This window comes from Chitinophaga alhagiae (assembly GCF_003568665.1).
Classification (GTDB): Bacteria; Bacteroidota; Bacteroidia; order Chitinophagales; family Chitinophagaceae; genus Chitinophaga; species Chitinophaga alhagiae.
The window spans coordinates 553,131-578,015 of sequence record NZ_QXMH01000003.1 but is presented as its reverse complement, the minus strand read 5'-3'; the positions used below and the strand labels follow the sequence as shown (position 1 = coordinate 578,015).

Annotated in this window: 18 protein-coding genes; 6 read left to right on the top strand and 12 right to left on the bottom strand. The window is 55.5% G+C overall.

What is annotated here, in order from left to right:
* Positions 1-18 precede the first annotated feature (18 nt).
* On the bottom strand, positions 19-741 hold the full coding sequence (locus tag D3A97_RS18575; RefSeq protein WP_119080012.1) for a DUF4197 domain-containing protein: 723 nt from the start codon (positions 739-741) through the stop codon (positions 19-21).
* A 173-nt stretch (positions 742-914) separates the two neighbouring features.
* Here D3A97_RS18575 and D3A97_RS18570 point away from each other — a divergent pair, with 173 nt between their 5' ends.
* The 4 genes from D3A97_RS18570 (at position 915) to D3A97_RS18555 (ending at position 7,803) form a co-directional block, all read left to right on the top strand.
* On the top strand, positions 915-1,502 hold the full coding sequence (locus tag D3A97_RS18570; RefSeq protein WP_119080011.1) for an RNA polymerase sigma factor: 588 nt from the start codon (positions 915-917) through the stop codon (positions 1,500-1,502).
* Between the two features lie 68 nt (positions 1,503-1,570).
* A complete protein-coding gene (locus tag D3A97_RS18565; RefSeq protein WP_119080010.1) occupies positions 1,571-2,695 on the top strand; it encodes a FecR family protein in 1,125 nt (374 codons plus the stop codon).
* A 129-nt stretch (positions 2,696-2,824) separates the two neighbouring features.
* Entirely contained in the window at positions 2,825-6,205 is a 3,381-nt protein-coding gene (locus D3A97_RS18560) for a TonB-dependent receptor (RefSeq protein ID WP_119080009.1), read from the top strand.
* Positions 6,206-6,216: 11 nt separating this feature from the next.
* Positions 6,217-7,803, top strand: coding sequence for a RagB/SusD family nutrient uptake outer membrane protein (locus tag D3A97_RS18555; protein ID WP_119080008.1), 1,587 nt, complete (start codon positions 6,217-6,219; stop codon positions 7,801-7,803).
* Between the two features lie 37 nt (positions 7,804-7,840).
* Here D3A97_RS18555 and D3A97_RS18550 read toward each other — a convergent pair whose 3' ends face one another.
* The 10 genes from D3A97_RS18550 to D3A97_RS18505 form a co-directional block, all read right to left on the bottom strand.
* Complete coding sequence (locus tag D3A97_RS18550) at positions 7,841-8,800, bottom strand: glycosyltransferase family 61 protein (RefSeq protein WP_119080007.1); 960 nt, start codon at positions 8,798-8,800, stop codon at positions 7,841-7,843.
* Positions 8,801-8,898: 98 nt separating this feature from the next.
* The gene (locus tag D3A97_RS18545) at positions 8,899-9,432 is read right to left on the bottom strand and encodes a class I SAM-dependent methyltransferase (RefSeq protein WP_157986621.1); all 534 of its coding nucleotides are present in this window, start codon (positions 9,430-9,432) and stop codon (positions 8,899-8,901) included.
* Between the two features lie 41 nt (positions 9,433-9,473).
* Positions 9,474-10,328: an N-acetylglucosamine kinase gene (locus tag D3A97_RS18540; protein ID WP_119080005.1), complete on the bottom strand. Its 855-nt coding sequence runs from the start codon at positions 10,326-10,328 to the stop codon at positions 9,474-9,476.
* A 9-nt stretch (positions 10,329-10,337) separates the two neighbouring features.
* The gene (locus D3A97_RS18535; protein ID WP_119080004.1) at positions 10,338-11,705 is read right to left on the bottom strand and encodes a sugar MFS transporter; all 1,368 of its coding nucleotides are present in this window, start codon (positions 11,703-11,705) and stop codon (positions 10,338-10,340) included.
* A gap of 5 nt (positions 11,706-11,710) precedes the next feature.
* Positions 11,711-13,699, bottom strand: coding sequence for a hypothetical protein (locus tag D3A97_RS18530; protein WP_119080003.1), 1,989 nt, complete (start codon positions 13,697-13,699; stop codon positions 11,711-11,713).
* A 20-nt stretch (positions 13,700-13,719) separates the two neighbouring features.
* Positions 13,720-15,069 (bottom strand): DegT/DnrJ/EryC1/StrS family aminotransferase, encoded by a 1,350-nt coding sequence (locus D3A97_RS18525; protein WP_119080002.1) that lies wholly within the window; start codon positions 15,067-15,069, stop codon positions 13,720-13,722.
* Positions 15,070-15,102: 33 nt separating this feature from the next.
* Complete coding sequence (locus D3A97_RS18520; RefSeq protein WP_119080001.1) at positions 15,103-15,927, bottom strand: N-acetylmuramic acid 6-phosphate etherase; 825 nt, start codon at positions 15,925-15,927, stop codon at positions 15,103-15,105.
* Positions 15,928-15,949: 22 nt separating this feature from the next.
* Positions 15,950-17,161 carry a BT_3987 domain-containing protein gene (locus tag D3A97_RS18515; protein WP_119080000.1) on the bottom strand — a complete coding sequence of 404 codons (1,212 nt, stop codon included), beginning with the start codon at positions 17,159-17,161 and terminating at the stop codon, positions 15,950-15,952.
* 12 nt (positions 17,162-17,173) lie between these two features.
* Positions 17,174-18,973 (bottom strand): RagB/SusD family nutrient uptake outer membrane protein, encoded by a 1,800-nt coding sequence (locus D3A97_RS18510; RefSeq protein WP_119080180.1) that lies wholly within the window; start codon positions 18,971-18,973, stop codon positions 17,174-17,176.
* A 15-nt stretch (positions 18,974-18,988) separates the two neighbouring features.
* Positions 18,989-22,069, bottom strand: a complete 3,081-nt coding sequence (locus tag D3A97_RS18505) for a SusC/RagA family TonB-linked outer membrane protein (protein WP_198674061.1) — start codon at positions 22,067-22,069, stop codon at positions 18,989-18,991.
* 240 nt (positions 22,070-22,309) lie between these two features.
* Between D3A97_RS18505 and D3A97_RS18500 the strand changes: the two genes are divergently transcribed.
* Positions 22,310-23,056, top strand: a complete 747-nt coding sequence (locus tag D3A97_RS18500) for a DeoR/GlpR family DNA-binding transcription regulator (protein WP_119079999.1) — start codon at positions 22,310-22,312, stop codon at positions 23,054-23,056.
* A 79-nt stretch (positions 23,057-23,135) separates the two neighbouring features.
* Positions 23,136-24,128 (top strand): helix-turn-helix domain-containing protein, encoded by a 993-nt coding sequence (locus tag D3A97_RS18495; protein WP_119079998.1) that lies wholly within the window; start codon positions 23,136-23,138, stop codon positions 24,126-24,128.
* Between the two features lie 43 nt (positions 24,129-24,171).
* On the opposite strand, the gene D3A97_RS18490 is transcribed toward D3A97_RS18495, so the two are convergent.
* Positions 24,172-24,735, bottom strand: coding sequence for a hypothetical protein (locus D3A97_RS18490; RefSeq protein WP_119079997.1), 564 nt, complete (start codon positions 24,733-24,735; stop codon positions 24,172-24,174).
* Positions 24,736-24,885: the final 150 nt, after the last annotated feature.

Genomic DNA, 24,885 nt, shown 5'->3' with positions numbered 1-24,885 from the left:
ATATCATAATTCCTGCTTTTACCTGTTCTGGGCCAGCGGGCTGCCGAATACCGTTTTCAGCAATTCTGTTACCCGCGCCGCGGGGTCTCTCCTGATCTTCTGCTCTTCCAGCCCTACCTCATGGAAAATACCGCTGATGGCCCGCTCCGTAACATATGCGGTGAGGTCTGTATTCACCGGCGTTTTGGAGAAGCGGTTATATACCGTGAACACGTCTGACCAGTATTTCGTGGCGTCTACTTTTTTCAGCGCATTGGCAATAACGGGACTGAAAGCGCTGGTGAGCGCGGCAGTGGTCTTTTGCTTGAAGTAGTTGGTGGCGGCAAAATCCCCGCCCCGCAAAATGCCGAGGGCATCTGTAATGCTCATCTGTTTGATGGCGTTCACGAAGATAGGGGCCGCGGATTTGGCTGCCTCTTCCGCGCCGCGGTTCATAGCCAGCACGGCCTTGTCTACCACGCCGCCCAGGCCAACGCTGCGCAGGGTAGACTCTACCTTTTGCGCTTCCGGCGGCATCAGTATTTTCAGCACGGCGTTCGCAAAAAAGCCGTTGGGGGCCGAAAGACGGCTGGCCGTATGCTGCGTGCCGATGGTGAGCGCTTCCCGCAGGCCGGAGGCTATCTGGAAACTGTTGGGCTGCCCGGTGGTGGTATTGGGCAGGTTGTTGATGATCTGCTGGGTGGTTTCGCAGCCCGTAAATACAAAAAGCGTGATGACGCCGGCAAGGCAAACGTGTTTCATTGTAGGGTGTATTTAATACAAATTTGTGCAAAAATTGCTGTAAATATAGCTGCCGGCGCCAGATAAATGATAAAACCAGCCAAAACAATGCGGTAATATTGCCTGATTGACTAATTTTATAGCGCCTCTTATATTGCCAACAGCAGTTAAACAACAACCAAATATCAGCATTCATGGACGCGTACAGCAGACTAACGGATGAAGAACTGTCAACCCTGCTCAGGTCTGGTGACCAGTCTGCCTTTGCACATATCTACGAACGGCACTGGCGCGTTATTTACGGGCATGTATACAAAATGCTGCTGAACGAGGAAGATGCAAAAGATGTGGTACAGGAAGTGTTCAGCGATATCTGGCTCAAACGGGAAAAAGAAGAAGGATATTCCAACATAGCCGGTTACCTCTACGTAGCCGCCCGCAACCGGGTGCTGAACCTGCTGAAGAAAAACAAGTTCCACGGCGCCTATCTTGACTCCCTGGCCCGCTTTGCCGGGGAATACAGCAATGACACGGTAGACCTGCTGCAGGAAAAAGACCTGGCGGCGGCCATTGAGCGGGAAATACGATCTCTGCCGCCGCGCATGAAAGAAGTGTTTGAACTGAGCCGGAAAGAAAACCTCACCTACAAGGAAATAGGGCAGCGCCTGGGCATCTCTGACAAAACGGTAAAAAAACAGATGCACAAGTCCTTGCAGCAGATCAGGCTCAACCTGAAAGATGGTGGTACGGTGGCCATTGTGCTGCTTGCTTACCTGCGCTGAGAATTTTTTTCTCCCGGAATACTCCCTCCCCGTTTTCCGTTTGTCTATTTATTAAATCAGCTACTACGATGGACCAGGAACAGGCGGCAAGGCTGCTGGAAAGATACAATAGTGGTACCGCAACAGCGGCAGAACGGGCTATGGTAGAGCGTTGGTACGAGTCCGAAGCGGCCGGCAGAAAACTGGGGGACGACCAGTTCTTCGAGCACCTGAACCAGCAGATCTGGCAGGGCATTGCGGCCAGAACAGGCCTGGTGCGTTCAACGCCCATACAACGCAGCCTGCGCAACTGGCGGCAACTGGCGGCTGCCGCGGCGGTGCTGCTGCTGTTATCTGGAGGCCTGCTCTTTTACCTGGCTCAGCGCCCCGCAGCTACGGTTGTTGCAGACAGGCAACCGGCCGCTATCACACCGGGCGGCAACAAAGCCATTCTCAAACTGGGAGACGGCAGCGAGATCTCCCTGACAGATGCCGCCGAGGGTGAACTGGCGCAGCAGGCGGGCGTACGCATCGTCAAAACAAAAGAAGGCCAGCTGGTGTACCAGCCGGCAGACGCGGGCGTGCAGGAAGGGAAATACAATACCATTTCCACCCCCCGCGGCGGGCAGTACCGGATAGACCTGCCAGACGGCACCAAAGTATGGCTGAACGCCGCGTCGTCTCTCGTATTCCCCGCTACCTTTGCGGGCCTCCGGGAAAGGAAAGTGGAGCTGACCGGGGAGGCCTATTTCGATGTAGCGGCCAATGAAAACAAACCATTTATGGTAACCAGCCACCAGCAAACGGTGCAGGTGCTGGGCACACAATTCAATATTAACGCCTACGCGGATGAACCAGAGGTGAAGACCACCCTGCTGCATGGGGCCGTAAAAGTGAACGGCACCTTGCTCAAACCCGGCCAGCAAGCCCTGGTGCAGGGCGGCAGCCTGCGGGTAGTACCGGTGGAGACGGCCGCGGAAACGGCCTGGAAAAACGGGGAATTTGTGTTCAACGGGCAGTCATTTGCCGCCGTTATGCGCACTATTTCCCGCTGGTACGATGTTGAGGTGGTATATGACCACACGCCGGGGGCGTTACACATCGGGGGGGAAGTATCCCGCTCGCGCAACCTGCCGGAAGTGCTGAAAATGCTGGAAGTAACAGGAGATGTTAAATTTAAAATAGAAGGGAGGACGATCACCGTGACCAAATAAGCCAGGAGGCCCCGGCCAACGCTGATGAATGAGCGCCGGTTTTATCAACTAAAATAACGCAATTGAATGTTCTCAAAAATTACCGCACATGGTAAGCGATACCGCTATGCCGTTAAATTTCCGCTTGTTATGAAGCTCTTGCTGATGCTGCTGTTTTCAACAGCCCTACAGGCCGCCGCTACCACGGGTTTTGCGCAAAGCATTACCATCAACGAAAAAAATGCGCCGCTGGAAAAGATCCTGCGGCTGATCCGGGTGCAGAGCGGCTATGATTTTATGTATGACAAAGACCTGCTCAACGCCGCCGGCAAGGTAGACCTGCAGGTGAAGAACGTTACGGTAGAGCAGGCTATGGAAAAATGCCTGGCCGGTTTGCCGCTGAGCTTTTTTATTGATAACAAAATGATCGTTATCAAAAAGAAGGAGGCGCAGCCTGCGCAGCAGCGGGCAGACAGTACTGTGAGGGGCAGGGTAACAGACCATGAAACGGGCGAAAACATTATTGGCGCGTCCATTATCGTAAAGGGCAGTAATGCCCGCGCGGTAACAGACCAGGAGGGCCGTTTCACCATTGCCGCGTCCAGGGGCGCTACCGTATCGGTGAGTTTTATCGGGTATGAAAAAAAGGAAGTGACGATAACCGGCCCCTCGCTGGAGGTATACATCCAGCCTACTTCCGCCGCTATCAGGGAAGTGGTGGTAACCGGTTATGGCGAAGTACGCCGCCGCGATCTCACCGGCGCCATCGGCTCCGTGAAAATGGCAGACTTCCAGAAAGCGCCTGTACGGTCTTTTGAGGAAGCGCTGGCGGGCCGTGTGGCCGGCGTGCAGGTCAGCTCTTCAGACGGGCAGCCGGGAGCGGACATGAAAATAGTGATCCGCGGCAATAACTCCGTTACGCAGGATAATTCGCCGCTGTACGTCATAGACGGTTTTCCTATGGAAAGCCCTGACAATAACGCCATCAATCCCGCGGAAATCACCAGCATAGAAGTGCTGAAAGATGCTTCGGCCACTGCCATTTACGGCGCCCGTGGCGCTAACGGCGTGGTGATCATCACCACCAGAAAAGGAAAGGAAGGGCCGCCGGTGATCACGTATAACGGGTATTACGGTATTCAGCAGAACCTGCGGCAGATGGAGCTGATGGCGCCCTATGAATTTGTGAAGTACCAGCTGGAGCGTGACAGTGTACTGGCCACCGCCGCGTACCTCGCCAACGGTAAAACGCTGGAAGATTACAGGAACGTGAAAGGGCTCAACCTGCAAGACGAGATATTTGGCGTGCAGCCCATGCAGAACCATTTTATCTCGATCACCGGCGGTACCAAAACCACCCGGTATGCTATTTCCGGCTCACTGCTCAACCAGGACGGCGTGATCGTCAATACCGGGTACAACCGTTACCAGGGAAGGTTCAATCTTGAGCAGGACATCAACAAGCATTTCAAGGTAGGCATCAACGCCAACCTCAGCCACCTCAACAAGTTCGGCACATCGCCGGCAACGGGCAGGGGCGCCGTGTTTTCCACCAACCTGATGTACAGCGTATGGGGCTACCGCCCTGTTTCAGGCGGTTCTTCAGACCTGCTGGAAGATGATGTGGACGACGTGGTTGACCCCCTGGGAGATTTTCGCTTCAACCCCATCACCTCTGCGGAGAACGAGCACCGCCGGCTGGTGTCTGACATCACCATGGTGAACGTTTTTGCGGAACACAACATCGGCAAGCATTTCAAGCTGCGCATAACAGGGGGCATGACGAAAGACAAGGTACGCCGCGAAGCGTTCAATAATTCCAGAACACCTTCCGGCAGCCCGAAAACACAGGCCGGCAAAAACTATGGCATCAACGGCTCGGTGAATTTTGTGGAGCGCAACAGCTACCTCAACGAGAACACCATCACCTTCAACAAACAGCTGGGCCGCTCTCACCGCATCAACGCCGTGGCAGGTTTTACGGTACAGCAATCTGACATAGCGCAGTACGGCCATGCGGCCAACCAGGTGCCCAATGAAGCGCTGGGCATAGCCGGCCTGCGGGAGGGCACGCCGGTAACGGTCAACTCCGAAGCCTCCTCTTCCGCGCTCGCTTCCTTCCTGGGCCGCGTGAACTATACGTTCCGTGATAAATACCTGCTCACCGCTTCCATGCGGGCAGACGGCTCTTCCAGGTTCTCGGACGGCAACAAATGGGGCTATTTTCCCTCCGGCTCCGTTGCCTGGCGCCTCAGTGAGGAAAATTTCATGAAGGGCCTGCGGGCCCTCTCCAATGCCAAGCTGAGACTGAGTTACGGCGTAACCGGCAACAACCGGGTAGATGATTTTGCGTACCTCAGCGCCATCACCCTGCCGGCCGCTACCGCCTACAGCTTCGACAACCAGCCGGTAAAGGCGGCTGTGCTGTCTGAGCTGGGCACCCAAAGCCTGCAATGGGAAAGCACGAGCCAGACCAACCTCGGCCTGGACCTCGGCTTTTTCAACCAACGCTTCACCCTGGAGGTAGACGCATATAAAAAAGTAACCTCCAACCTCTTGCTGGACGCCAAGGTGCCCACCTCCATGGGCTTCTCCAATGCTTTCAAGAACATCGGCAAAGTGGAGAACGCGGGGCTTGAATTTACCTTCAACGCAGACATATTGAGCGGCCGCGCTTTTACCTGGAACACCAGCTTCAATATCGCTTTCAACAAGAACAGGCTGCTCCAGCTGGCAGACAACCAAACCTCCCTGCTGTCTATCCTCTCCTGGAACCTGGACTACAGCAAGGTGCCGCTCTACATTGCGGAAATAGGCGCGCCCATTGCGCAGCTGTATGGCTACACCTGGGAAGGGAATTACCAGTACAGCGATTTTGATGAGACCAGCCCGGGCGTATACGTGCTGAAAGACAAGGTGGCCTCCTACCGCACCAACCGCGCGCTTACGCAGCCGGGAGACATCAAGTACCAGGACAGGAATAACGATGGTGTGGTGAATACCGATGACCGCACCGTGATAGGCGATCCCAACCCGGATTACCTGGGCGGGTTTTCCAATAACTTTTCCTGGAAAGGTTTTGACCTGAACGTGTTTTTTCAGTACTCCGTAGGGCAAGACGTGTTCAATGCCAACCGCATCATTTTTGAAGGCGGCGGCAGAATGCACCAGAACATGTTTGCCACCTACCTCAACCGCTGGACGCCGGATAACCAGAACAATACCTACTTCCGCACCAATGGCCTGGGCCCGGCGGATTTCGGGTATTCCTCCCGGCTGGTGGAAGACGGCTCTTACCTCCGGCTGAAAACGGTGGCGCTGGGTTACAACTTCCCGCAAAAGCTGCTGAAAAGGATACGGCTCTCCAGCCTGCGGGTATATGCTTCCGCGCAGAACCTGTTTACCTGGACCAACTATTCCGGCTTTGACCCGGAGGTGTCTGCCTTTGAGTCTGCCCTTACGCCGGGCTTCGACTACTCCGTATACCCGCGCGCAAGAACCATCACCTTCGGCCTCAACCTGACCTTATAAAAAGAATTAGCATGAAAAAGGCAACTGTATTGTTAGTTGGCATCATATTATTTTCCACGGTGTCCTGTAAAAAGTTCCTGGCCACCAAACCGCAGGATTTTTCTTCTCCCGAACAATTCTACAGCACGGAGCAGGAGCTGAATGAAGCGCTGGCCGGGGTGTACAATGCCCTGGCGCAGGATGCCACCTATGGCCTGTACCTGTCACTTTTCCTGGCGCATGGCAGCGATGAGGCGTTTTACAAGTCCACTACCTCTACGGCCAACGCCATGGCGTATGACCATAACACCGCGGATACTTACGTTAATAACGTGTGGCGCGATCTTTACATGGGCATCAACCGCGCCAACTACCTGCTGGCCAACATCGGCAAACCGGTGATGGACGAAGGCGCCCGTAACGTGATACGCGGAGAAGCGCTGTTCCTCCGCGCCTACATGTATTTCCAGCTGGTGAGCCTGTACGGGGACGTGCCGCTGCTGCTCAACCCGTCTGTAGACAGCCGCAGCACAGACAATCCCCGTACGCCTGCCAGTGAGGTGTACCGGCAGATACTGAGCGATATGACCGTGGCCAAAGACCTGGTGAACAGTTATACGGTAACAGGCAAACCTACACATGTGTCTAAAACCGCCATCATGGGGGTATTGGCAAGGGTCTGCCTGACCATGGCCGGGGAGCCGCTGAAAGACACGGAAAAATACAAGGATGCGCGCGGCTGGGCAGATAGCGTAATACAATCCGGCATACACCAGCTGAACCCTGACTACAAGCAGGTATTCATCAACGAATGCGCAGACCTGTACGACACGCAGTTCAATGAAGTGCTTTGGGAAATTGAATTTTACGGTAACAATAACAGCACGCTCAAAATGGGCAGCCGCTTTGTCAACTATGCATCCACCCTCAACCGCGATAATATTGCAGGCTATGCCTACGAGCGCATTGGCGTTACGGCCGTGCTGTACAGGATGTACCATGTAAACGACCTGCGGCGCGACTGGTGTATAGCGCCTTACAGCTTCAGGAGCAACAACGGTACCGAAGAAGTGCCCAAAGCCGCCACAGACATTTATTCCCGCAGCTGCGGCAAATGGCGGCGCAAATATGAGACCGCGCTGCCCCGCAATACGGATTACGGGCCTACCAATTTCCCGATCATCCGCTATGCCGATGTGCTGCTGATGTACGCCGAGGCAGATAACGCGGTGAACGGCGGGCCTTCCGCCAGGGCTTATGAGGCCACCAACCAGGTGAGGCGGCGGGGTTACGGCAAGCTGCTGCCCGGCGCAACCAATCCGGAAGAGGCAGACCTGGCGCCCGGTTTGGGGCAGGAAGATTTTCTGAAAGAAATGCAGCAGGAGCGCGCCCGTGAGCTGGCGTTTGAAGCGCTGAGAAAATTTGATCTCATCCGCTGGGGGATCTTTTTACCCGTGATGAAGGCCGTGGGCGCTGATATTCAGCAGGGGGCCCCCACCAACCTGCGGTACGCCACGCGCGGGTATAATAATGTATCGGAGAAACACAAGCTGCTGCCAATTCCCAGCCTGGAAATGTCGCTGAATAAGGCCATGGAGCAGAACCCTTTGTGGAAATAGATATTGGCGGGGCCGGCCATCAGCCGGCCCTTTCCCGCTAACTTGCTGCCAGCTGTGCTGCCACGGCTTCCAGCGGAGCCACGTCCACATAAAAATCAGCATGGTAGGTGTCTGTTGAAGTGCCTTTACTGAGCAGGTAATAATAGTCATGCTCCAGCGCGGCGGCCATGGCAAAGAAGCAGTTATTGTGACTGTCTTGTTCATTGCGAAGTTCCAATACCTTGCCGCCCCGGGGCATGAACAGCATATTGGTAAGCCCGGCCCCATGCAGCCCTGCCAGCACTTTCGCGGAGCGGGCCAGTTGTACCTGCTGCTCAAAAGTGTAATCTTCAAAAATGTGTACCTCAAAACCGTGGCGGGCAAATACGCCCGCCACCTGAGTTTCGTTGATGATCTTTCGTTTGGCCGCTTTGGCGCGGCTCACATAAATATTTTTACCTGCAGCATTCTGATGACCGGCGTTAAACCGGCTGCGCAGCAAGTTGATCAGCTGTGGGTTGTAATTCCCGGTTGGCGCTGCATGGGCGGGTACTATCAGCTCGCTGACCGTCAGCTTTTTATGGGGATCGTAGTGTAGCGGCGTAGCGCCCAGCATGTGGAGAGACGGTGGTACAAAAGGGACCTGCGCATAGTGTTCCGGCAGCAGCACCGGGCCGTAGAAACCTGACTGTTCAGCCGCCATTAGTCGCGGAAGGGCATCAGAGAACCAGTGAAAATATTCCCGGCTCCACTCGTCCGTTATCCAGATAGCCTCTGCAAGTTGTTTGCCGGGCAAAGGCAGCATCAGCAGCTTTTTGAACAGCCGCCTGGCGGGTACAGGGCGTATATGTGAAAAACTAATATGGAACCGCCGCTGGTGCGGGTCAAAAATGCTGCCTTTCAGCACCTGTGCATTGCGCAACCGGTATGTGACGGGTGGCTGCGCTTCAAAGCCAAGGGCTGGCTCAAACAGGTGAGCGTCTGTTTCCCGGATGTTTACGGGAAGTCTTTTTTGCATGGTTTACCGTTCGTGATATTTCACGTGCTCTACGGCAATTGCTTCATGCTACAGGCCGCTAAAATAAAAAATATTCTGGTAATCGGGCTGGGCCCGCATCATCCCCTCACCACCGCGGCATACATCACGCCGCCGTACCGGGAATCATAGTTGCCCAGCCGCGCTACGTCCGCGTACCCCAATTGCTCCGCCAGTTTTCCCAGCCGGGAAAAAGAAACAGGGTGGGGCACCCATACGGGCACCGGTACTTCGGTATCATACTCCACTACTACAAAGAGCGGGCGCTGCCTGAAAAACGGGGCGGTTTTGCGAAGCAGGGCGGCAGGGTCTGCCACGTAGTGAAGGGCATTGGCCATGAGTATGCCGTCCAGGCCTTCCAGCGGAAGTTCATCCAGTACAAAGTCCGCTTTAAGCGGTACAATTTCTACCGGGCCTTTTTCCGGGGGCATGGCAATGTTATCTACCGCAAATATGCGGCTGCCCGGCGCCAGCAGGCTGCCCAGGGCATGGGTAAAAAGCAGCTCGCCGCTGCCGAGATCGGCCCAGTGCTGTGGGTGCGGTTGCTCAAGATGGGCGGGTTTGAGCAGGGAAATAGCGTCTGTCAGTTTCATCTCGGTTAAAAGGTAAGACAATTCTGCCTTTTTTGCCTGCACCTGTGGAGAACTGCCGCCGGTCAGCCCGCTACCGGCTGACGGTGGTGTTTTACCAGGTGCCCGATCAGGTCTGGTATAATAAGCCCTGTTTGCATCCCAAACGCGGCGGCAACACTGTTCAGCGTTTCCCGGAAGTGATAACCCACCGAGCCCACGCAGTTGAAAGCATACTCCCGGTAACCGGGGTAGCAGCTGACCAGGTTGGTGAAGAACTCGGAAAAAGCGCCGCGTAGTACCGCCTGTGCATAAGCCTCATCTATGTCAGGCAGGGAAAGGAACCTGGTGAAACCGGCGCAGTAGCGGTTGGGCAATGGTTCTTTGTATACCTGGTGCATAATGGTTGCTTCACTCAACCCGTAAGTGCTCTCAAACAATTGCCGCACATGGCCCGGCATTTTATGGCGAAGGAAATCTGACAATATTTTTTTGCCGATGGCCGCACCGCTCCCTTCATCGCCCAGCATAAACCCGAGGGAGTCTATGTTCATTGATATCTGGCGCCCGTTGTACAGGCAGGTATTGGTGCCGGTACCCAGTATGGCGGCAAAGCCGGGCGAGTTGCCCAGCAGGCCGCGCGCGGCGGCCAAGAGGTCAACCTCCGCGGAAACGTGCGCGGCGTGTGTAAATACCTGGCGCAGCGCAGCTTCCATATCCAGCTCCTTGCCGTCCTGGCAGCCCGCGCCATAAAAATATACCCGCGAAACGGCGTTGATATCGACCTCGGCGGGAAAGCTGGCCCTGATGGAGCCGGCTGCGTAATCTGTGGATACAAAGAAAGGATTATACCCTTCCGTATTGAAATAGTTTTCTTCTCCCGCTTCATTCACAAGGCACCACGCTGTTTTGGTGGAGCCGCTGTCTGCGATCAGTAACATGTATGTTTTTTATAGGTTTGACAGTTCTTTTTTCCGCCCTATCAAATGCCCTTTTATAGCAAAGAGCCCGATCACGATGTAACAGGGCACTACCAGCCAGTAGGCCTGCTGTTCATTGAAGGCATCCGCCAGCTTGCCATAGGCCAGCGGCAGCACCGCGCCACCGCTGATGGCCATTACCAGCAATGAGGCGCCGGCGTTGGTGAACCGGCCCAGGCCGTGTATGGAAAGCGGCCATATGGCCGGGTACATCAGCGAATTGGCCAGCCCCAGCAGGGCAATGAACAATACAGACGTGTAGCCGGTCGTAAAAATGGCGGCCAGCGAAAACACAATGCCCAGCAGCGCGGAGTATTTCAACGCCGCCTGCTGGCTCAGGTAGCGCGGTATCAGTACAATACCGGCCAGGTAGCCGCCCAGCATGGCCAGCAACGTAAAAGACGTAAAGAAGCGGGCGGTAGACAGCCTGATGCCCTGGTACGCGCCATAGCTGATAATGGTATTGCCCGCAATTACTTCCACGCCCACGTACAAGAACAGCGTGAATACGCCCAGCAGCAGATAGGGGAACTGGAAAACGCTGCCTTTTTCAGCATTGTCTCTGGCCGTTGAGGCTGTTCCCGCGTCTTCCCGTACTGTGTTGTGCCCGCCTGCGCTGCTTTGTTGCGCAGGCATATTGTTTTCCTCCACGTCTTCTTCCGGCGAAATTTCCGGCAGGGGAGAGCGGTAAATGAGCGCTGCCAGCACCAGCAGCAGCGCTGTGATCACGATATAAGGTATGATCACTTTCTGCGCCAGCCCGTTGAGCGCGGCGGTTTTTTGCGCCTCGGTCATCCGTTGCAGGTCTGCCACCAGCCCGTCCGCATCGCTCAGTATAACGGCGCCGAGTATCAGCGGGGCCACAATACCGGCTACACCATTGCAAATGCCCATGATGCTCATTCTGCGCGCCGCGCTTTCTACCGGCCCCAGTATGGTAACGTACGGGTTGGACGCGGTTTGCAGCACGGCCAGCCCCGCGCCCTGCACAAAAAGCCCTGTTAGAAAAATGATGTACTGGCGGTACATGGCCGCCGGCACAAACAGCAGGGAGCCGGCGGCTACCAGCAGCAGCCCGGCAGACATCCCTTTTTTGTATCCCGTTATTTTCAGCAGCCAGCCTGAAGGGGCGGCCATTACAAAGTACGAAATATAAAAAGCAAATGCCACCAGGTAAGACTGGAAACTGTTCAGCTCGCAGGCTATCTGCAGGTAGGGGATGAGCACCGAGCTGAGCCAGGTCACGAACCCGAAAATGAAAAATAGTGCGCCGATGATAATAAGCGGATGCAGCCTGGCGGGCGCAGCGCCGGTAATGGTGGCGGAAGAAGATGGCATAGCGGTTAGCGGTTTTTACGGCGGATGTTGTCCAGCACGGTTTCGTAAACATCAATTGGGAACTGGGAGGGTTGCCCGTACCAGAAGAAGGAGTCCAACCCTTCGTAAGTATTTTCCTTCATATGGCGCGAGGTGGGCAGATAACTGGCCACGTCGTTGCAGTACCCGGCCACGCTCACAAGGCTGCCGGGGTACAGGGCTTTGATGCCGCTGCTGTACTCCGTCACAACCTCACGGGAAAGCCCTACCAGTTTCCAGTTGCCGATGTTGATGGTTTGCACGTATACCGGCATGGTGGCCGGCATGGTGTTGGTGTTGTAATACTGAAGCATCATGTTGGCCCAGCGCACGTTACGGTCCGGCACCATTTGCCCGGCGCCTGTCGCATTGCTTTCGTGCATGGCCTGCACGGCTTCCCTGGCCATGGGCCGGGTGGGGAAAACAACGCTGTCCGTAAAGCAGGTAATAGCCCCTTTAATGGGCGTCATGCTGCCGGTCATCACTTCCTGCACGTTGGCGGCCAGGGCGTTGCCGGTGTTGGTGTGGTTGGCGTCTTGCGGATTAATGTCTCCCGCGCAGCCCTGTATAAAAACAGCGTGGCTGATGTTGTTGTTCCCTTCCAGCGCGGCGCGCGCCACGGCGGGGTAGTTGGCGCTGAGCGTAACACCCTCCCGGCCGCTGGCATTAAATACCGGGTGGCAGCCGGTGAGGAAGAGCACGGTCTTTTGCCCGTTGTCTTTCCGCACGGCGGTGATCACGTCCACGTCATTGTCATATGGCTCGGGCGCTGTGCTCAGGCAGCGGTTGCGGCCAATAGCGGTTTTGCCGCGGCCAAAATACAGGTCTGACGGCGCAAGGTTGCGGATGGCATTGCCCACTGCACGTACAATGGCGGGTTTCACCACGGCGTAGAGATAGCTGCTGTCTGGTTGCTGGCAGGGCGGGTGCCAGGTGATGTAGGGCTGGGCCACCGGCGCAAAGTGGGTGTGCGAGGCATTGAGCATCACGGCCTGGGGCGGAACACGGTATTTTTTGCTGATCTCCCGTTTCACCTCCCCGGCAAATGCATGGTCAAAACCGCAAACATCCAGCCCCACTACTACCACGCGCTGTTTGCCTGCCGACACGGCCAGGGCGGACGCGCTCATGTTGCCGTCGCTGTTGTGTTTGGCCCTGAAGATGTTGCCCGCCGCATCGCAGCCGTACAGGGTATTTCCCGCCACCGCAATGTGCCGCAGCTTCACATCGTACGTAATGCCGTTGTGGCGGGCCATGCGCAGCCAGTTATCGCCTTTGGCGGGGTTGCAGCGGTAGATGTTGTCGTCTGCCGTGAGGGCGTACAGTTCGTTGTTGTAGGCGGCAAGACTGATAATGTTTGCCGGGGCCTGCATGGTTTGCCAGCGCTGACCCAATGTGCTTACATCAGCAAACTGCAACCCCGCAGGAGTGGCCGCGTATATGGTGCCGTGCAGTACCGTGATAGCTGTGGCGTTGGGCGCGGTGCCCTTTTTAATCCAGTTTGCGGGAAAAGAGCTTTCCGGTAACCGGGAAGTATTGCCGGCCGCCCGCTTTTGTTTTTTTAGCGTTTTGTTTGCAGAATGGCTTTCCAGTAATTCTCCCTCTTTATTCAGCGCGTACAGCGTATTCCCTTCAGCCGCCAGCAGCTTCACACCGGCAGCGCCGCCCGCCGCTTGCCAGGCGGGTGCGTTGCTGCCGGCTGCCGCTGAAAGTAATGTATGGTTGTTGGAAATGATGAGCTTGCCGCCGGCGCCTGTAAATGCGGTGTAACCGGGGGCGGCTTCGCCTGCCTTGATCCAGTCAAGACTGAAACGCCCTTCTACCGGCGCGCCGTAGCCTGCCAGCGTTAGTGAAAAAGGCCATGCCTGCGGCTCGGTGCTTTCGCGTGCAAAGCCTGCCCTGTACTGCTGCGCCTGGCCGGGCAGGCAGCAGTGCAGGAGCAGGAACATGCAGGTAATGTATCCGGAAAACTTCATGTGTTGTTGTTTTTGAAAGATCAAAGTTTGGCGAGGGCTTTTGCGTTCTTCTGGATCTTGCGGATAGCTGCCGCAATCTGTTCCATATCCGCGCGGCTGCCCAGGAGCATGGTCTGGAAGAGCCATACGGCCTGTTCGCCGCACAGTTTGTCGTTTTGCGGGCAATGGTTCTTTTCCAGCCACTGGTTCATGGTTTTTTCACCATAGATCTTCAGGTAATGTTTGTTCTTTGCCAGTCCCGTTACATACTCGTTGCGGTTCATCTGCCCATATCCTTCGGAGCAGGGCACGCCTTCCGCCTGCAACGCTTTCAGGAACGTTTCCCGGCTAAGGCCGTCAAAATGCCGGCTGTCATACCGGAACATATAGAGGTGGAATGCGCTCATGGTAGTGCCTTCATACAGTTTGGCGGGATAGATACCCTTGATCTCTTTCAGCATGGAGCTGAGGTATGCGGCATTTTCAGCCCTGCGTTTAGCCTGTGCCTGCAGCCGCGTCATCTGCGCCAGCAGCAGGTTGCCCTGGAACTCGGTGAGGCGGAGGTTGGTGGCGCGGGTGCCGGTACCGGTGCCGTAAGAGGTGGTGGTGCCGCCCTGGCCCTGGTTGTGGAACGTGTAACAGGTGCGGGCAAAATCAGCATCGTTAGTGGTGATGGCGCCGCCTTCCGCACAGTTCAGGTTCTTGGAAGCCTGGAAGCTGAAGGCGCCGGCAAGGCCCAGTGTACCTACCTTTTTGCCTTTCCATTCCGCCAGATGCGCCTGGCACGCGTCTTCGATCAGGGGAATGCCGGTTTTCTGCGCAATGGCCAGCAGCTTGTCCAGGTTGGCGGGAGAACCGCCGATGTGTACCGGCATAATGATCTTGGTCTGCGGCGTAATGGCGGCTTCCACTTTGTTGGCATCTATCTGGAAACTTTCAATGTCTGTATCTACCAGCACCGGCAGGGCATAGTTGAGCACTACCACGTTGTAGGTGGCAATAAAGGTGTATACGGGAATGATCACTTCATCTCCGGGGCCAATGTCTTTGGCGCCCAGAATGGTGTACAGGGCGCTGGTGCCGCTGGATACGCCCAGGCTGTGTTTTGCGCCCAGCATTTTGGCGTATTCCGTTTCGAAAGTAGATACTACATTACCGCCCAACCGGCCCCAGGTGCCGCTTTTCAGTACGTCGGTAATGGCTTTTTCTTCCGTTTTGTCAAACAGCGGCCAGCCGGGGAAACCGCCGGGGTGGGCCTTGGGGCCGCCCAGCAGGGCCGGTTTGCCGTTGTCTGCGGCGTGGGCAATGTGGGGGAGGCCTAATACCATGCCTGCGCCGGCAATGGCCATGTTGCTGATGAATTGCCTGCGTGGCAGATTATTTTTTGTCATGGTAAGATGTTTATCGTGTTGACGAAATGTTTTTTATGGTGTTTTATGCGTGCCGTTGAGCGCCGTCATGGCTTTCTTTACACTGCCATGCTCCAGCAGGATGGCCTTTGCTTTTTCATAACCGGCAATGCCTGATTTTTGCATGAGCATTTTCACCGCCCTGTCCGTGATCTTGTCATTGATGAGCTTTACGTTCACCATGCTGTTGCCTTCCACGCGGCCCAGCTGTATCATCACGGTGGTGGAGATCATGTCGAACAGCATCTTCTGCGCCGTGCCGCATTTCATGCGGGTGCTGCCGGTAATGAACTCGGGACCGGTGATCACTTCTACCGGCAGGTCTGCCGCGGCGGCAATGTCGGAATCAGGGTTGCTGACAATGCAGCCGGTGGTGACGCCCAGCCTGCGGCATTCTTTCAGCCCTGCCAGAACAAAAGGCGTAGAGCCGCTGGCGGAAATGCCGATCACAATATCACGGGCGGTCAGCTGCTCGCGGTGCAGCTTGTCAAGCGCTTCGTTCACATCGTCTTCCTTCTCTTCCGGCGCTTCCGCCAGGTGTTCCACGCCGCCGGCCAGTATTACGTTCACCACGCCTTTGGGAATACCGTAAGTGGTAGGCAGCTCAAGGGCGTCCAGTACGGAAAGGCGCCCTCCGCTGCCCGCGCCCATGTAATACATGCGCCCGCCGCTCTTCAGTTTTTCAACAATGGTCGTGATCAAACGGCTGACCTGCGGGAGCGCCTTTTGAATGGCGCCCGCCACCGTGGCGTCCTCGTTATTGATAAGGGTTACCAGGTCTTCCACCGATCTGGTTTCCAGGTGGTCATACCTGGAGGGTTGTTCAGTAATGCGCGTCATATGAATAATTGATTTTTCTGCTTTAATTCTTTTTCAGTGCCCACAAACCCGCGGGGTTGAACTGGTAGCGCCAGAGGTCGCCGTTGCTGTCAAGCGCCAGCAGGTCAGTGCCCGCCGTGATCACTTGTACGTACATGTCCCATCCGGTGCCTGCCAGGCGGCGGCTGCCGAAGGCGCCGTCTTCTGAAAGCGGGTATTGCCACATGTTGCCGTTGGCCTCAATGGCCATCAGGGAATTTTCGTAGGCAAAGATGTTCACAAAGCCGCCCCATCCGCTGCCTATGCCGCTGATGTTCCCGAAGTCGAAATTACCGTCCGCGTCCAGCGGGTATTTGGTCATGCTGCCGTTGGCGTCTATACCCAGCAGCAGGCCTTTATAGGGCACTATCTTTTGCGCCCCGCTCCAGCCCCAGCCAACCGTTCTGCCGCCGGCTATCTCGCCTGCCGCGTTGATGGGGTACTGGGCCAGGTCTCCTCCGCCGGTGGCATACCGGCCAATGAGGCGGTTGCCGCCATAGAAAAAGATGATATTGAAAATGTTCCAGCCCTGGCCAACAGTAGCGGGCGCGGCTGTAAACAACCCGGTTTGCGCATCTGGCGTATACAGCAGCATGTTACCGCTGGCAGGGTCTTTCAGGATGAATTTTTCACCGAAGCTGATCAGGAAAGTGCCGGCGTCTGCGCCCAGCGATGCGACTTTTTCACGCGGCACTTCACCCGGCATGTACCCGCCGGTCACCACAAAATAGCCGGTGCTCAGCGAAGCGTTCACGGTACCTGTTTTGCCGGGCTGGGACAGGGTAACGGGCAGCAGGTAGCTGACAAACGGCTCCAAAAAGCCTTTGGTATGCACTACCAGCGGCTGCGGGCCGGTGGTGAGCTGCCCCGCGGGTATGTTAACGGAAGGGGTGGCAATGCTGTAGCTGCCTTCCGGCATCACCGGGTAGCTGGTGCCGTGGGCCTGGTTGAAGGCGGTAGCCGCCGCGGGATCTACTGCAAAGGTAACCGGTAGGTCTGCCGTGGGGCGTGCAATGCCGCCGAAGTAAGCGGAAAAGCTGATGGTGTCGGGCACGTCCGTAATGGTCACGGAGATGGGCAGGGGCCCTCTGGCGGCTTGCGGCATGTACAGCAGGGAATATTTTTCCGTACCGGGAACGTCCGTTTTCACCGGCACTTCTTTTGAACAGGCCAGCAGCAATAATGTGCAGGCAACTGGTATAATGAGTTTGCGCATAGTGTTCAGTTTTTACCACCCCGGATTCTGGATCAGGGCGGGAGCTTTATCTATTTCAGATTGCGGAATGGGAAAGAGGTAATGCTTCGGCGCCTGGAACACCCTGGTTTCCACCAGCGTGCGTTTGTAAAAAGCATTGTCCTGCAGGCTGCTGCCGGCGCTGATGTTCATACCGTATACCGGGCCGTTGTCTGTTTGCGGCGCTATCTTCCAGCGGTGGCAATCAAAGTACCGGTAAGATTCGTAGGCCAGCTCCACTCTTCTTTCCTGCCAGATGCGGGCGCGCATGGCGTCTTTGCCGAGGCCCTGCGGCAGCTTGGGCATACCGGCGCGGGTGCGGATGGCGTCTATATACTCGTATACTTCCGCCGTGGGGCCCTGGGCTTCGTTCAGGGCTTCCGCATAATCCAGGTAGAGGGCGCCGAGGCGGAAAAACGGCCAGGTGCCCAGCAGAAAGCGGCCCTGTGAAATGTTGGCGGCCGGGTTCACGAATTTTTTCAACAGGTAACCGGTGGTGTTATAGTCTCGCCCGGCGTTGCCGCGGCCGTCTGCGCCGCTCTGCCAGAACTCCATCTGCCGGTCTACAAAATAGGCGCCGTTAAAATTGATAGTGGCATAAAAACGCGGGTCGCGGCCCACGTACATGTTGCTCACCCCGGCCAGCCATCTTTTGTCTGGCCCGTCTGCAGCGGCATACCCGCTTTCCTGGTAGCCGGAGGCGGCGTTGATGATGGGCGTGCCGTCTGGCTGGTACCCGGTGATGGGCGCCATGCCGTTGGCCATTTCATAAGCGTCTACCTGTACCTGTGTTGGATTGTAGCCGTTCCAGCCGCCAAGGCTGCCGGGAAAGGCGCATTTTTCCATCCAGCCGGTCACACCTGCGTTGTAGGCAAACAACACTTCGTTGTTGTGGTTGTCAAGGAACATTTGCTGGTAGTTCTCTACAGGGTTGGTGTACCGTTTGTAAAGCGCGTACCCGGCCGCTTCGCATTTGTCTATGCAGTCTTTGGCCGCCGTGGCCGCCTGTTCCCAATAGGAAGCATCATATTGCTGGGGGAACAATTTGTTACCGTCCCTGTCCGCAAAGCTCACATAATCCGGGTTGCCGTTAAACAGCGGGCTGGCGCGGTAGAGCAGCATGCGCGCCTTCAGCGCCAGTGCGGCCGCGGCGGTGGCCCTGCCGTAGTCACGGTCAGATGTGAGTTTGACGGGCAGTTTGGGTATGGCAAGGTCGCATTCGCTGGCAATGAATTGAACGCAGCTATCCAGCGTTGTTCTGCGCAGTTTGGTGAAATCGTCCGCTACGCCGGCGGGCGCGTTCATGATGGGCACGCCGCCGTAAATGCGCACCAGCCTGAAGTGGTAATAGGCGCGCAGGAAAATGGCCTCACCTATCCACCGCTGCTTGTCCGCTTCGGAAAAGGTAGCGTCTACCGGTGTTTTGTCTATGTTGGCCAGGAAGATGTTAGCCTTGCGGATACCTTCGTACATGTTCTTCCACAATTGGGCATCTACATTATACGCATTCCACGAGCCTTTGTTCATCAGTTTCTCAAACTTCTCCGGCCAGGGGATGTTCATCTCATCAGCCGCTATCACGTATGGGTTGGGCGATGTGCCCAGGTAGTCCGTAAAGTAGTATTCATTGCCCATGGAGGCGTACGCGTCTGTGAGGAACGCTTCCGCGTAAGCCCTTTTCTGGAAGGCTTCTTCAATGGTGATGGACTCGTCAGGCTGCTTGTCCAGGAAGCCCTTTTTACAGGCGGCGCCCGCAAGCAGCAGTATGGTGATCAAATATGGAATATGTTTCATCATGCTGATTTTTGGCTATTTGAAATCTATTTGCAGGCCTACGTTGACCGTCCGCTGCAGCGGGTAGGAGCCGGTACCGTCGTTAGACTCCGGGTCCATGAACTTGATATAGTCCCACGTATGCAGGTTCATGCCATTCACAAAAAAACGCAGGCTGCGCAGTCCCACCCGGTTGTTGAAGCGCTCGGGCATGTTATAGCCGATCTCGGCATTGCGGAAGCGCAGGTAGTTGCCGTTGCGCATCCAGAAATTGGAAGTAGTGTAGTTGTTCGGGTTGTTGCCCACGTCAATGGCCGGGTATTTGGCATTGAGGTTGCCCGGCGTCCAGCGGTTGTCATAATATTCGCGCAGCACGTTGTTTACGCCGAGGCCGTCTGCAAAGGCGTACATGGAAGTGCCGGTGATGAGCAGGCTGGTATTGGCCGCGCCGGTAAAGTATATGCTCAGGTCAAAGCCTTTGTAGGCCAGGGTGCCGCCAAACCCGAAGGTCATTTCCGGCAGGCGCGGGTTGCCGATGGGGAGGCGGTCGTAAGAGTCTATTACACCGTCTGCGTTGATGTCCCGGTACTTGATGTCTCCGGGGCGCGGCGTGGCAAAGGTCTGCCGGGGACTGTGGTCAATGTCTGCCTGGTCTTTGAACAACCCGTCAGACACGAGAGACACTACCTGCCCCAGCCGCAGCCCGCGCGTTTGCATATAGGGATAGAGCGGGTTGGGCGTGGCGTCTTCCAGTACTTTGTTGCGGGCAAAGGTGTAGTTGCCGCGGAAGGTATAGAACAGGCCGCTTTGTGTGGTGTGCCTTATTTCCAGCAAAGCGTCTATGCCTTTGTTCTCAATAATGCCGAGGTTGCCGTAGGGGATAGACCAGGGGTAGAAACCGGTAATGGAGGGCACGGTTTTCTGCTGTAGCAGAATGCCGCGGCGGTTTTCGGAAAAGGCGTCTACCTGCAGCGTGATGCGGTCATTCAGGAAACCGAGGTCCAGGCCGATGTTGGCCTTGCGGGCTTTCTCCCAGCTTACGTCAGGGTTGCCGATCTGGTTCTCTTCCATGCCGCGGTAGGTTTGCTGGTCAAGCCCGAAGCGGTAATTCTGGCCGTTCAGCAGGGTGGTGGTCAGGAAGAGGAAGCGGGCGCCGCCAATCTGGTCATTGCCTACCAGGCCGTAAGAACCGCGCAGTTTCAGATTGGAAACGGCGTTCACGTTCCAGAACTGTTCGTTGCTCACTATCCAGCCGGCGGAAAAGGCCGGGAAGAAGCCGAAGCGTTTGCCTTTGGGAAAGTTCTCGGAGCCGTTGTAGCCCATGTTCACTTCCGCCAGGTAGCGGTTGTTGTAAGCATAGGTAACCCTGGCCGCCAGGCCCTGCCGGCGGAAGGGCAGGTTGGCGAGAGAGGAGCCGGCGGTAAGGGCTACGTAATCGCGCTGGTTGTATAACAGCATGCCGGTGATGGCATGGTCGTTAAAAGACCGTTCATAGTTGACCTGTGCTTCCATGTAAATGGCGCGGTCGCTGGAAGAGCCGATGCTGTAAGCCAGCGGCTGCTCTTCGCGGTAAGGGGTGCTATACTTGTCACTGCCGTCAGGGTTTTTGCCTTCATACCTTTTTACGAGGAATGCCTTGTGGCGTACGTTGCTGACGGAAGCGTTGCGGTCATAGGAAAAGAGGCCGCGTACGGAGAGGCCTTCTGTAACCAGTGAGGAGAGGTCCCACCGCAGGCCGAAAGTACTTTGCAGGGTGCTGTTATCTTGCGTGGTATACCCGCTTTGCGTTACCCTGGCCCAGGGGTTCCAGCCTACATAAGTGGAGGAGCCGCCGGGTGTGCCATCGGGGTTGCGGATGGGGTAGGCAATGGGGGAGATCACTTTCATGGCGCTGAAAATATCGCCGGCGGCAAAGCCGGGATAGTTGCCGTTCTGGATAATAGCGCCCAGCCCCAGTTGCATCAGGAGGGTTTTGGAAAGATTGACATCTACGTTGCTGCGGAAGTTGTACCGCTTGATGGTGGCGTTGGTGCTGTATTCGTTGGCGGCGTCTTGTTTGTACAACCCGTCCTGCAGGGTGAAGCCTACGTTGGTATAATATTTTATGATATCCGTACCGCCCGTAACGCTCAGGTTGTTGATCGTCTGCCAGGTATTGCGTTTGAGCACGGCATTGGTCCAGTCTGAATTGGGGTAGAGGTAGGGATCAGAACCGGTGCGGTATTTTTCCAGCTCTTCCTCGCTCCAGCGCGGTTGTTCATTATTGTATATCCGGGCTTCGTTCATGAGGCCCGCATATTCGCCGGCATTAATATACTCCGGCAACCGGAGTGCCTGCAGCGATGCTGTTTCTGTACGGAAGGTTACATGCGGTTTGCCGGTGGTGCCGCGGCGCGTATTGATAAGAATTACCCCGTTGGCGCCTCTTACGCCGTACACCGCCGTAGCGGAAGCATCTTTCAGGATGGTGAAGCTCTCCACCTCCTGCGCGTTGATCTGGTTCATATTACGCTCCACGCCATCTATCAGTATCAGCGGGGCGTTATTCCCGAAGGTGGCCAAGCCGCGTATTACCACCTGCGCGGCGTCATAACCCGGTTCACCGGAGCTTTGCCGGGTAATAATACCCGGCAGCTTGCCCGCAATGGCATTGGAAATGGCCGGGGTAGCCACTTTGGCAATTTCCCGCGTGGAAATAGTGTTCACCGCGCCTGTGACCGACACTTTCTTCTGCCTGCCAAAACCTACTACCACCACCTCATTCAGCTTGTCTGTAGCGGACGCCATGTCAATGATCACAATTTTGTTGCCGGCTACGGGAAACTCCCGCGTGTTGTAGCCTACATAAGTTAATACCAGTGTGGCCCGCGGCGGAACGCGCAGCTGGAACACCCCCTGGATGTCTGTTACCGCACGGGCCGTACCGTCCTTTTCGGTGACGGATACCCCGGCCAGCCTTACGCCGGCCTCATTCAGCACAGTGCCCGCTACCAGTATCCTGGCGGTATCTGCCTGTGCATAGGCCCTGCCGTGGAATGACATGCAAAGCAGCGCGGCAAGAAAGTACAGGACATAAAAAGCCCTGCCGGTTTCTGCATGAGTTTGAAATTTCTTCATAAATCATCTTGGTTGAAACTGGTCAATAAAATTGCGTATTCACGAATCGTAAATGCGCAGTATTAGGATGTTGAAGGGTGGATCGTCTGCATTGAAAGACCGTTTAGGTGTAAAAATTACCTTTCCAAGATAAAACAATTATGCGCATATATGCAAATTAAAAACGCAAAAAAACTCATTTATGCAGATTTTTGCCTGTTTTATATTACTTTGGGGCCTGTTTACAGTTAATTTAATAGTATGTTGAAAGAGGAAAGGCATAAAATGATCATGCGGGAGGTAAATCTGCACAACAAAGTGTTGTCCGCAGACCTGAGCCGGCTGCTGAACGTGTCTGAAGATACCATCCGCCGCGATTTCAAGGAGCTGATAGAGGCCGGCAGGATATTGAAGGTACATGGCGGAGCGGTAAGCCCTTCGTTCCACTTTCCCCATAACCTGCAGAGTGACGTGTATGCCCGCGAAGCCAAGCAGGCCATTGCCGAGAAAACCAAAAAGCTGCTGAAGAAGGATATGACGGTGCTGATAGAAGGCGGCACCACCATTACGGAGCTGGCCAAAGCTATTTCCAACGACCTGCGCGCCACTTTTTTTGTATTGAGCCCCCAGGTATCCATTGCCTTGTCTGACCACGAAAAGCTGGACGTGATCAGCATCGGCGGCAAACTCTCCAAAAACTCCAACGTACATACCGGCGCCAGTGTGATCAACCAGCTGGCAGACATCAAAACAGACCTGTGCATCATTGGCGCCAACGGTTTTTCCGTGGCAGACGGGCTGACGGACAGCGATTGGGAAATAGTGCAGATCATCAAGGCCATGATGCGCTCTTCCCAGAAAGTGGCCGTGCTCAGCATCTCCGAAAAACTAAACACCACCCAGCGCCTCAAGGTATGTGACCTGCAGGCCATAGACTACCTTATTACGGAGCTGCCGCCAGACGATCCGTTCCTGGCGGCATACCGGGGGAGCGTGGAGTTGCTGTAGCGCCAATTTTTTGATATATATCAAGAATGTTTAGGAAAGGAGCCCTTAAATTTACGGGTAAACCAAGACAACCTCCGTTATGTACCGGATCATACCCCCGCCCCCCGGCCCGAATACCCGGTGTACCACCCTTGAACCGCCGCATGCAGATAACCTGCTGCTGCCATATGAATATGCAGACCGCCTGGAAGACGATTTCGGCAGTATTACCTACCAATGGGTCAATGGGGCCGGGTTCAAAATTTTCTTCTCTGTACTCGACTTGTCAACACCACAGGAATTGATGCTGAAGGTGGATGCGCAGTCTATATCACTCATGCATATGATGATCGGCTCCTGCTCTTTTTTATCAGAGAATGAAGAAGAAAGGCAACTGAAGGAAGATGGGTACGCGCTTTTTCATATCCCTAAGGGTTGCCACTCCCTGAAGTTTCCTGCGGGAAAGCATGTGTTAGCCCAAATAGATATTGAGGCCGCAGTTGTAGAGCGGCTTTCCTGTTCCTGTTTTGCGGTGTTCGATGTATGGGAACGGTATGAAGAAAAGGAAGACCGCCTGTACGCGTCCTGCATCATCACCATGAGCAACCGCCTGGTGGAAATGCTTATACGCCTGTTATACAACCAGGCCGATGAAAGCATCCGCGATCTTAATCAGCAGGCAAGAGTACTGGATATACTGGCAATGTACGCGGAAGACGCAGCGGGTATTTATGATGAAGACAACCGGCCCGCACCGGGAGGGTTCAGTTTTTCACGGGAGGATACAATTGCGGTGCGCAGGGCCAGGGAGCTGCAGGCGCAAATGGCCGGTGAGGAATTATCCCTGAAAGACATTGCGCGTATGGTCAACATGCACGTAAAAAAGTTGCAGGCGGGGTTCAAGATGCTGTTCGGACAGAGCGTAGGAGAGCTGACCACGCTTGAAAGGATAGAAAAGGCCAAGCGCCTGCTGTCAGGAACGGAACTTTCGGTTACAGACATAGCCTACGAAACCGGCTATTGCAATGCATCCGCATTCATCAGGGCATTCAGGCGGCTGGTGGGCGTTACGCCTGCGGCTTACAGAAAATAAGCGCCGGAGTACATGTACCTCCGGCGCTGAACATTCCCGATGCTTACAATACTGTTTCTTCTTCCGTTACATTTCCCGGCAGGTCATTGACCTGTACCTTCACCTTTCCACCGGCGGCCGCTCCGTTGGATGTGGTGGCGGTATACAGCCAGATGTCCTTTTCTCCCGGAACAGGTACGGCCTGCCCTTCCTCCACCAGGTTGCCTGCGGCATTGGTGATGGTCACATGCACAGCCTGTACCCGGAAGTCGTCTGTGGCATGTATGCGGATCGTGTCTCCCGGAGAGCCGGTGTAATTGACCGCATCTGTTTCCCTGATGACTGGTGGTGTGAAATGGTCTGCGATGGCCTTGTTGAAAGCAGATACGCCGGGATCCGCGGCTTTTTTGTAAGCTGCCTTCAACGCAGGATTGCCGAGGACGATCTTAGCATAACGAGAAGCCTGCTGAAATCGGCTCCTGATGCCCACCTGCTCCTCCGTCGGGTTATCCGGCCGCCAGGCCGGGGGCTTGCTGATCACGGTTTTACCCGCGCGCTGGCGAAATACCAGCTCGTTGCCCAGGGCGCCGCTTGCGCCCCTCATAATACTGTTGTAATCTTGTTTCATACATTTTGTTTTTTAAAAGTGAATAAAAATTGTTTCCGTCAACTTTAAGTACTTATTGTTAACAGTTACAAAATTGCGGCAACCGGAAGCAACAGCATGTTCCGGCCGGCATAAAAAGTATACCGGAAAGGCGAATCCCGCAGCAGGCAG

Bases quoted from the DNA above. Each gene is read 5' to 3' on its own strand.
- D3A97_RS18575 (WP_119080012.1), bottom strand. From the start codon at position 741: ATGAAACACGTTTGCCTTGCCGGCGTCATCACGCTTTTTGTATTTACG.
- D3A97_RS18570 (WP_119080011.1), top strand. From the start codon at position 915: ATGGACGCGTACAGCAGACTAACGGATGAAGAACTGTCAACCCTGCTC.
- D3A97_RS18565 (WP_119080010.1), top strand. From the start codon at position 1,571: ATGGACCAGGAACAGGCGGCAAGGCTGCTGGAAAGATACAATAGTGGT.
- D3A97_RS18560 (WP_119080009.1), top strand. From the start codon at position 2,825: ATGAAGCTCTTGCTGATGCTGCTGTTTTCAACAGCCCTACAGGCCGCC.
- D3A97_RS18555 (WP_119080008.1), top strand. From the start codon at position 6,217: ATGAAAAAGGCAACTGTATTGTTAGTTGGCATCATATTATTTTCCACG.
- D3A97_RS18550 (WP_119080007.1), bottom strand. From the start codon at position 8,800: ATGCAAAAAAGACTTCCCGTAAACATCCGGGAAACAGACGCTCACCTG.
- D3A97_RS18540 (WP_119080005.1), bottom strand. From the start codon at position 10,328: ATGTTACTGATCGCAGACAGCGGCTCCACCAAAACAGCGTGGTGCCTT.
- D3A97_RS18535 (WP_119080004.1), bottom strand. From the start codon at position 11,705: ATGCCATCTTCTTCCGCCACCATTACCGGCGCTGCGCCCGCCAGGCTG.
- D3A97_RS18530 (WP_119080003.1), bottom strand. From the start codon at position 13,699: ATGAAGTTTTCCGGATACATTACCTGCATGTTCCTGCTCCTGCACTGC.
- D3A97_RS18525 (WP_119080002.1), bottom strand. From the start codon at position 15,069: ATGACAAAAAATAATCTGCCACGCAGGCAATTCATCAGCAACATGGCC.
- D3A97_RS18520 (WP_119080001.1), bottom strand. From the start codon at position 15,927: ATGACGCGCATTACTGAACAACCCTCCAGGTATGACCACCTGGAAACC.
- D3A97_RS18515 (WP_119080000.1), bottom strand. From the start codon at position 17,161: ATGCGCAAACTCATTATACCAGTTGCCTGCACATTATTGCTGCTGGCC.
- D3A97_RS18510 (WP_119080180.1), bottom strand. From the start codon at position 18,973: ATGAAACATATTCCATATTTGATCACCATACTGCTGCTTGCGGGCGCC.
- D3A97_RS18505 (WP_198674061.1), bottom strand. From the start codon at position 22,069: ATGAAGAAATTTCAAACTCATGCAGAAACCGGCAGGGCTTTTTATGTC.
- D3A97_RS18500 (WP_119079999.1), top strand. From the start codon at position 22,310: ATGTTGAAAGAGGAAAGGCATAAAATGATCATGCGGGAGGTAAATCTG.
- D3A97_RS18495 (WP_119079998.1), top strand. From the start codon at position 23,136: ATGTACCGGATCATACCCCCGCCCCCCGGCCCGAATACCCGGTGTACC.
- D3A97_RS18490 (WP_119079997.1), bottom strand. From the start codon at position 24,735: ATGAAACAAGATTACAACAGTATTATGAGGGGCGCAAGCGGCGCCCTG.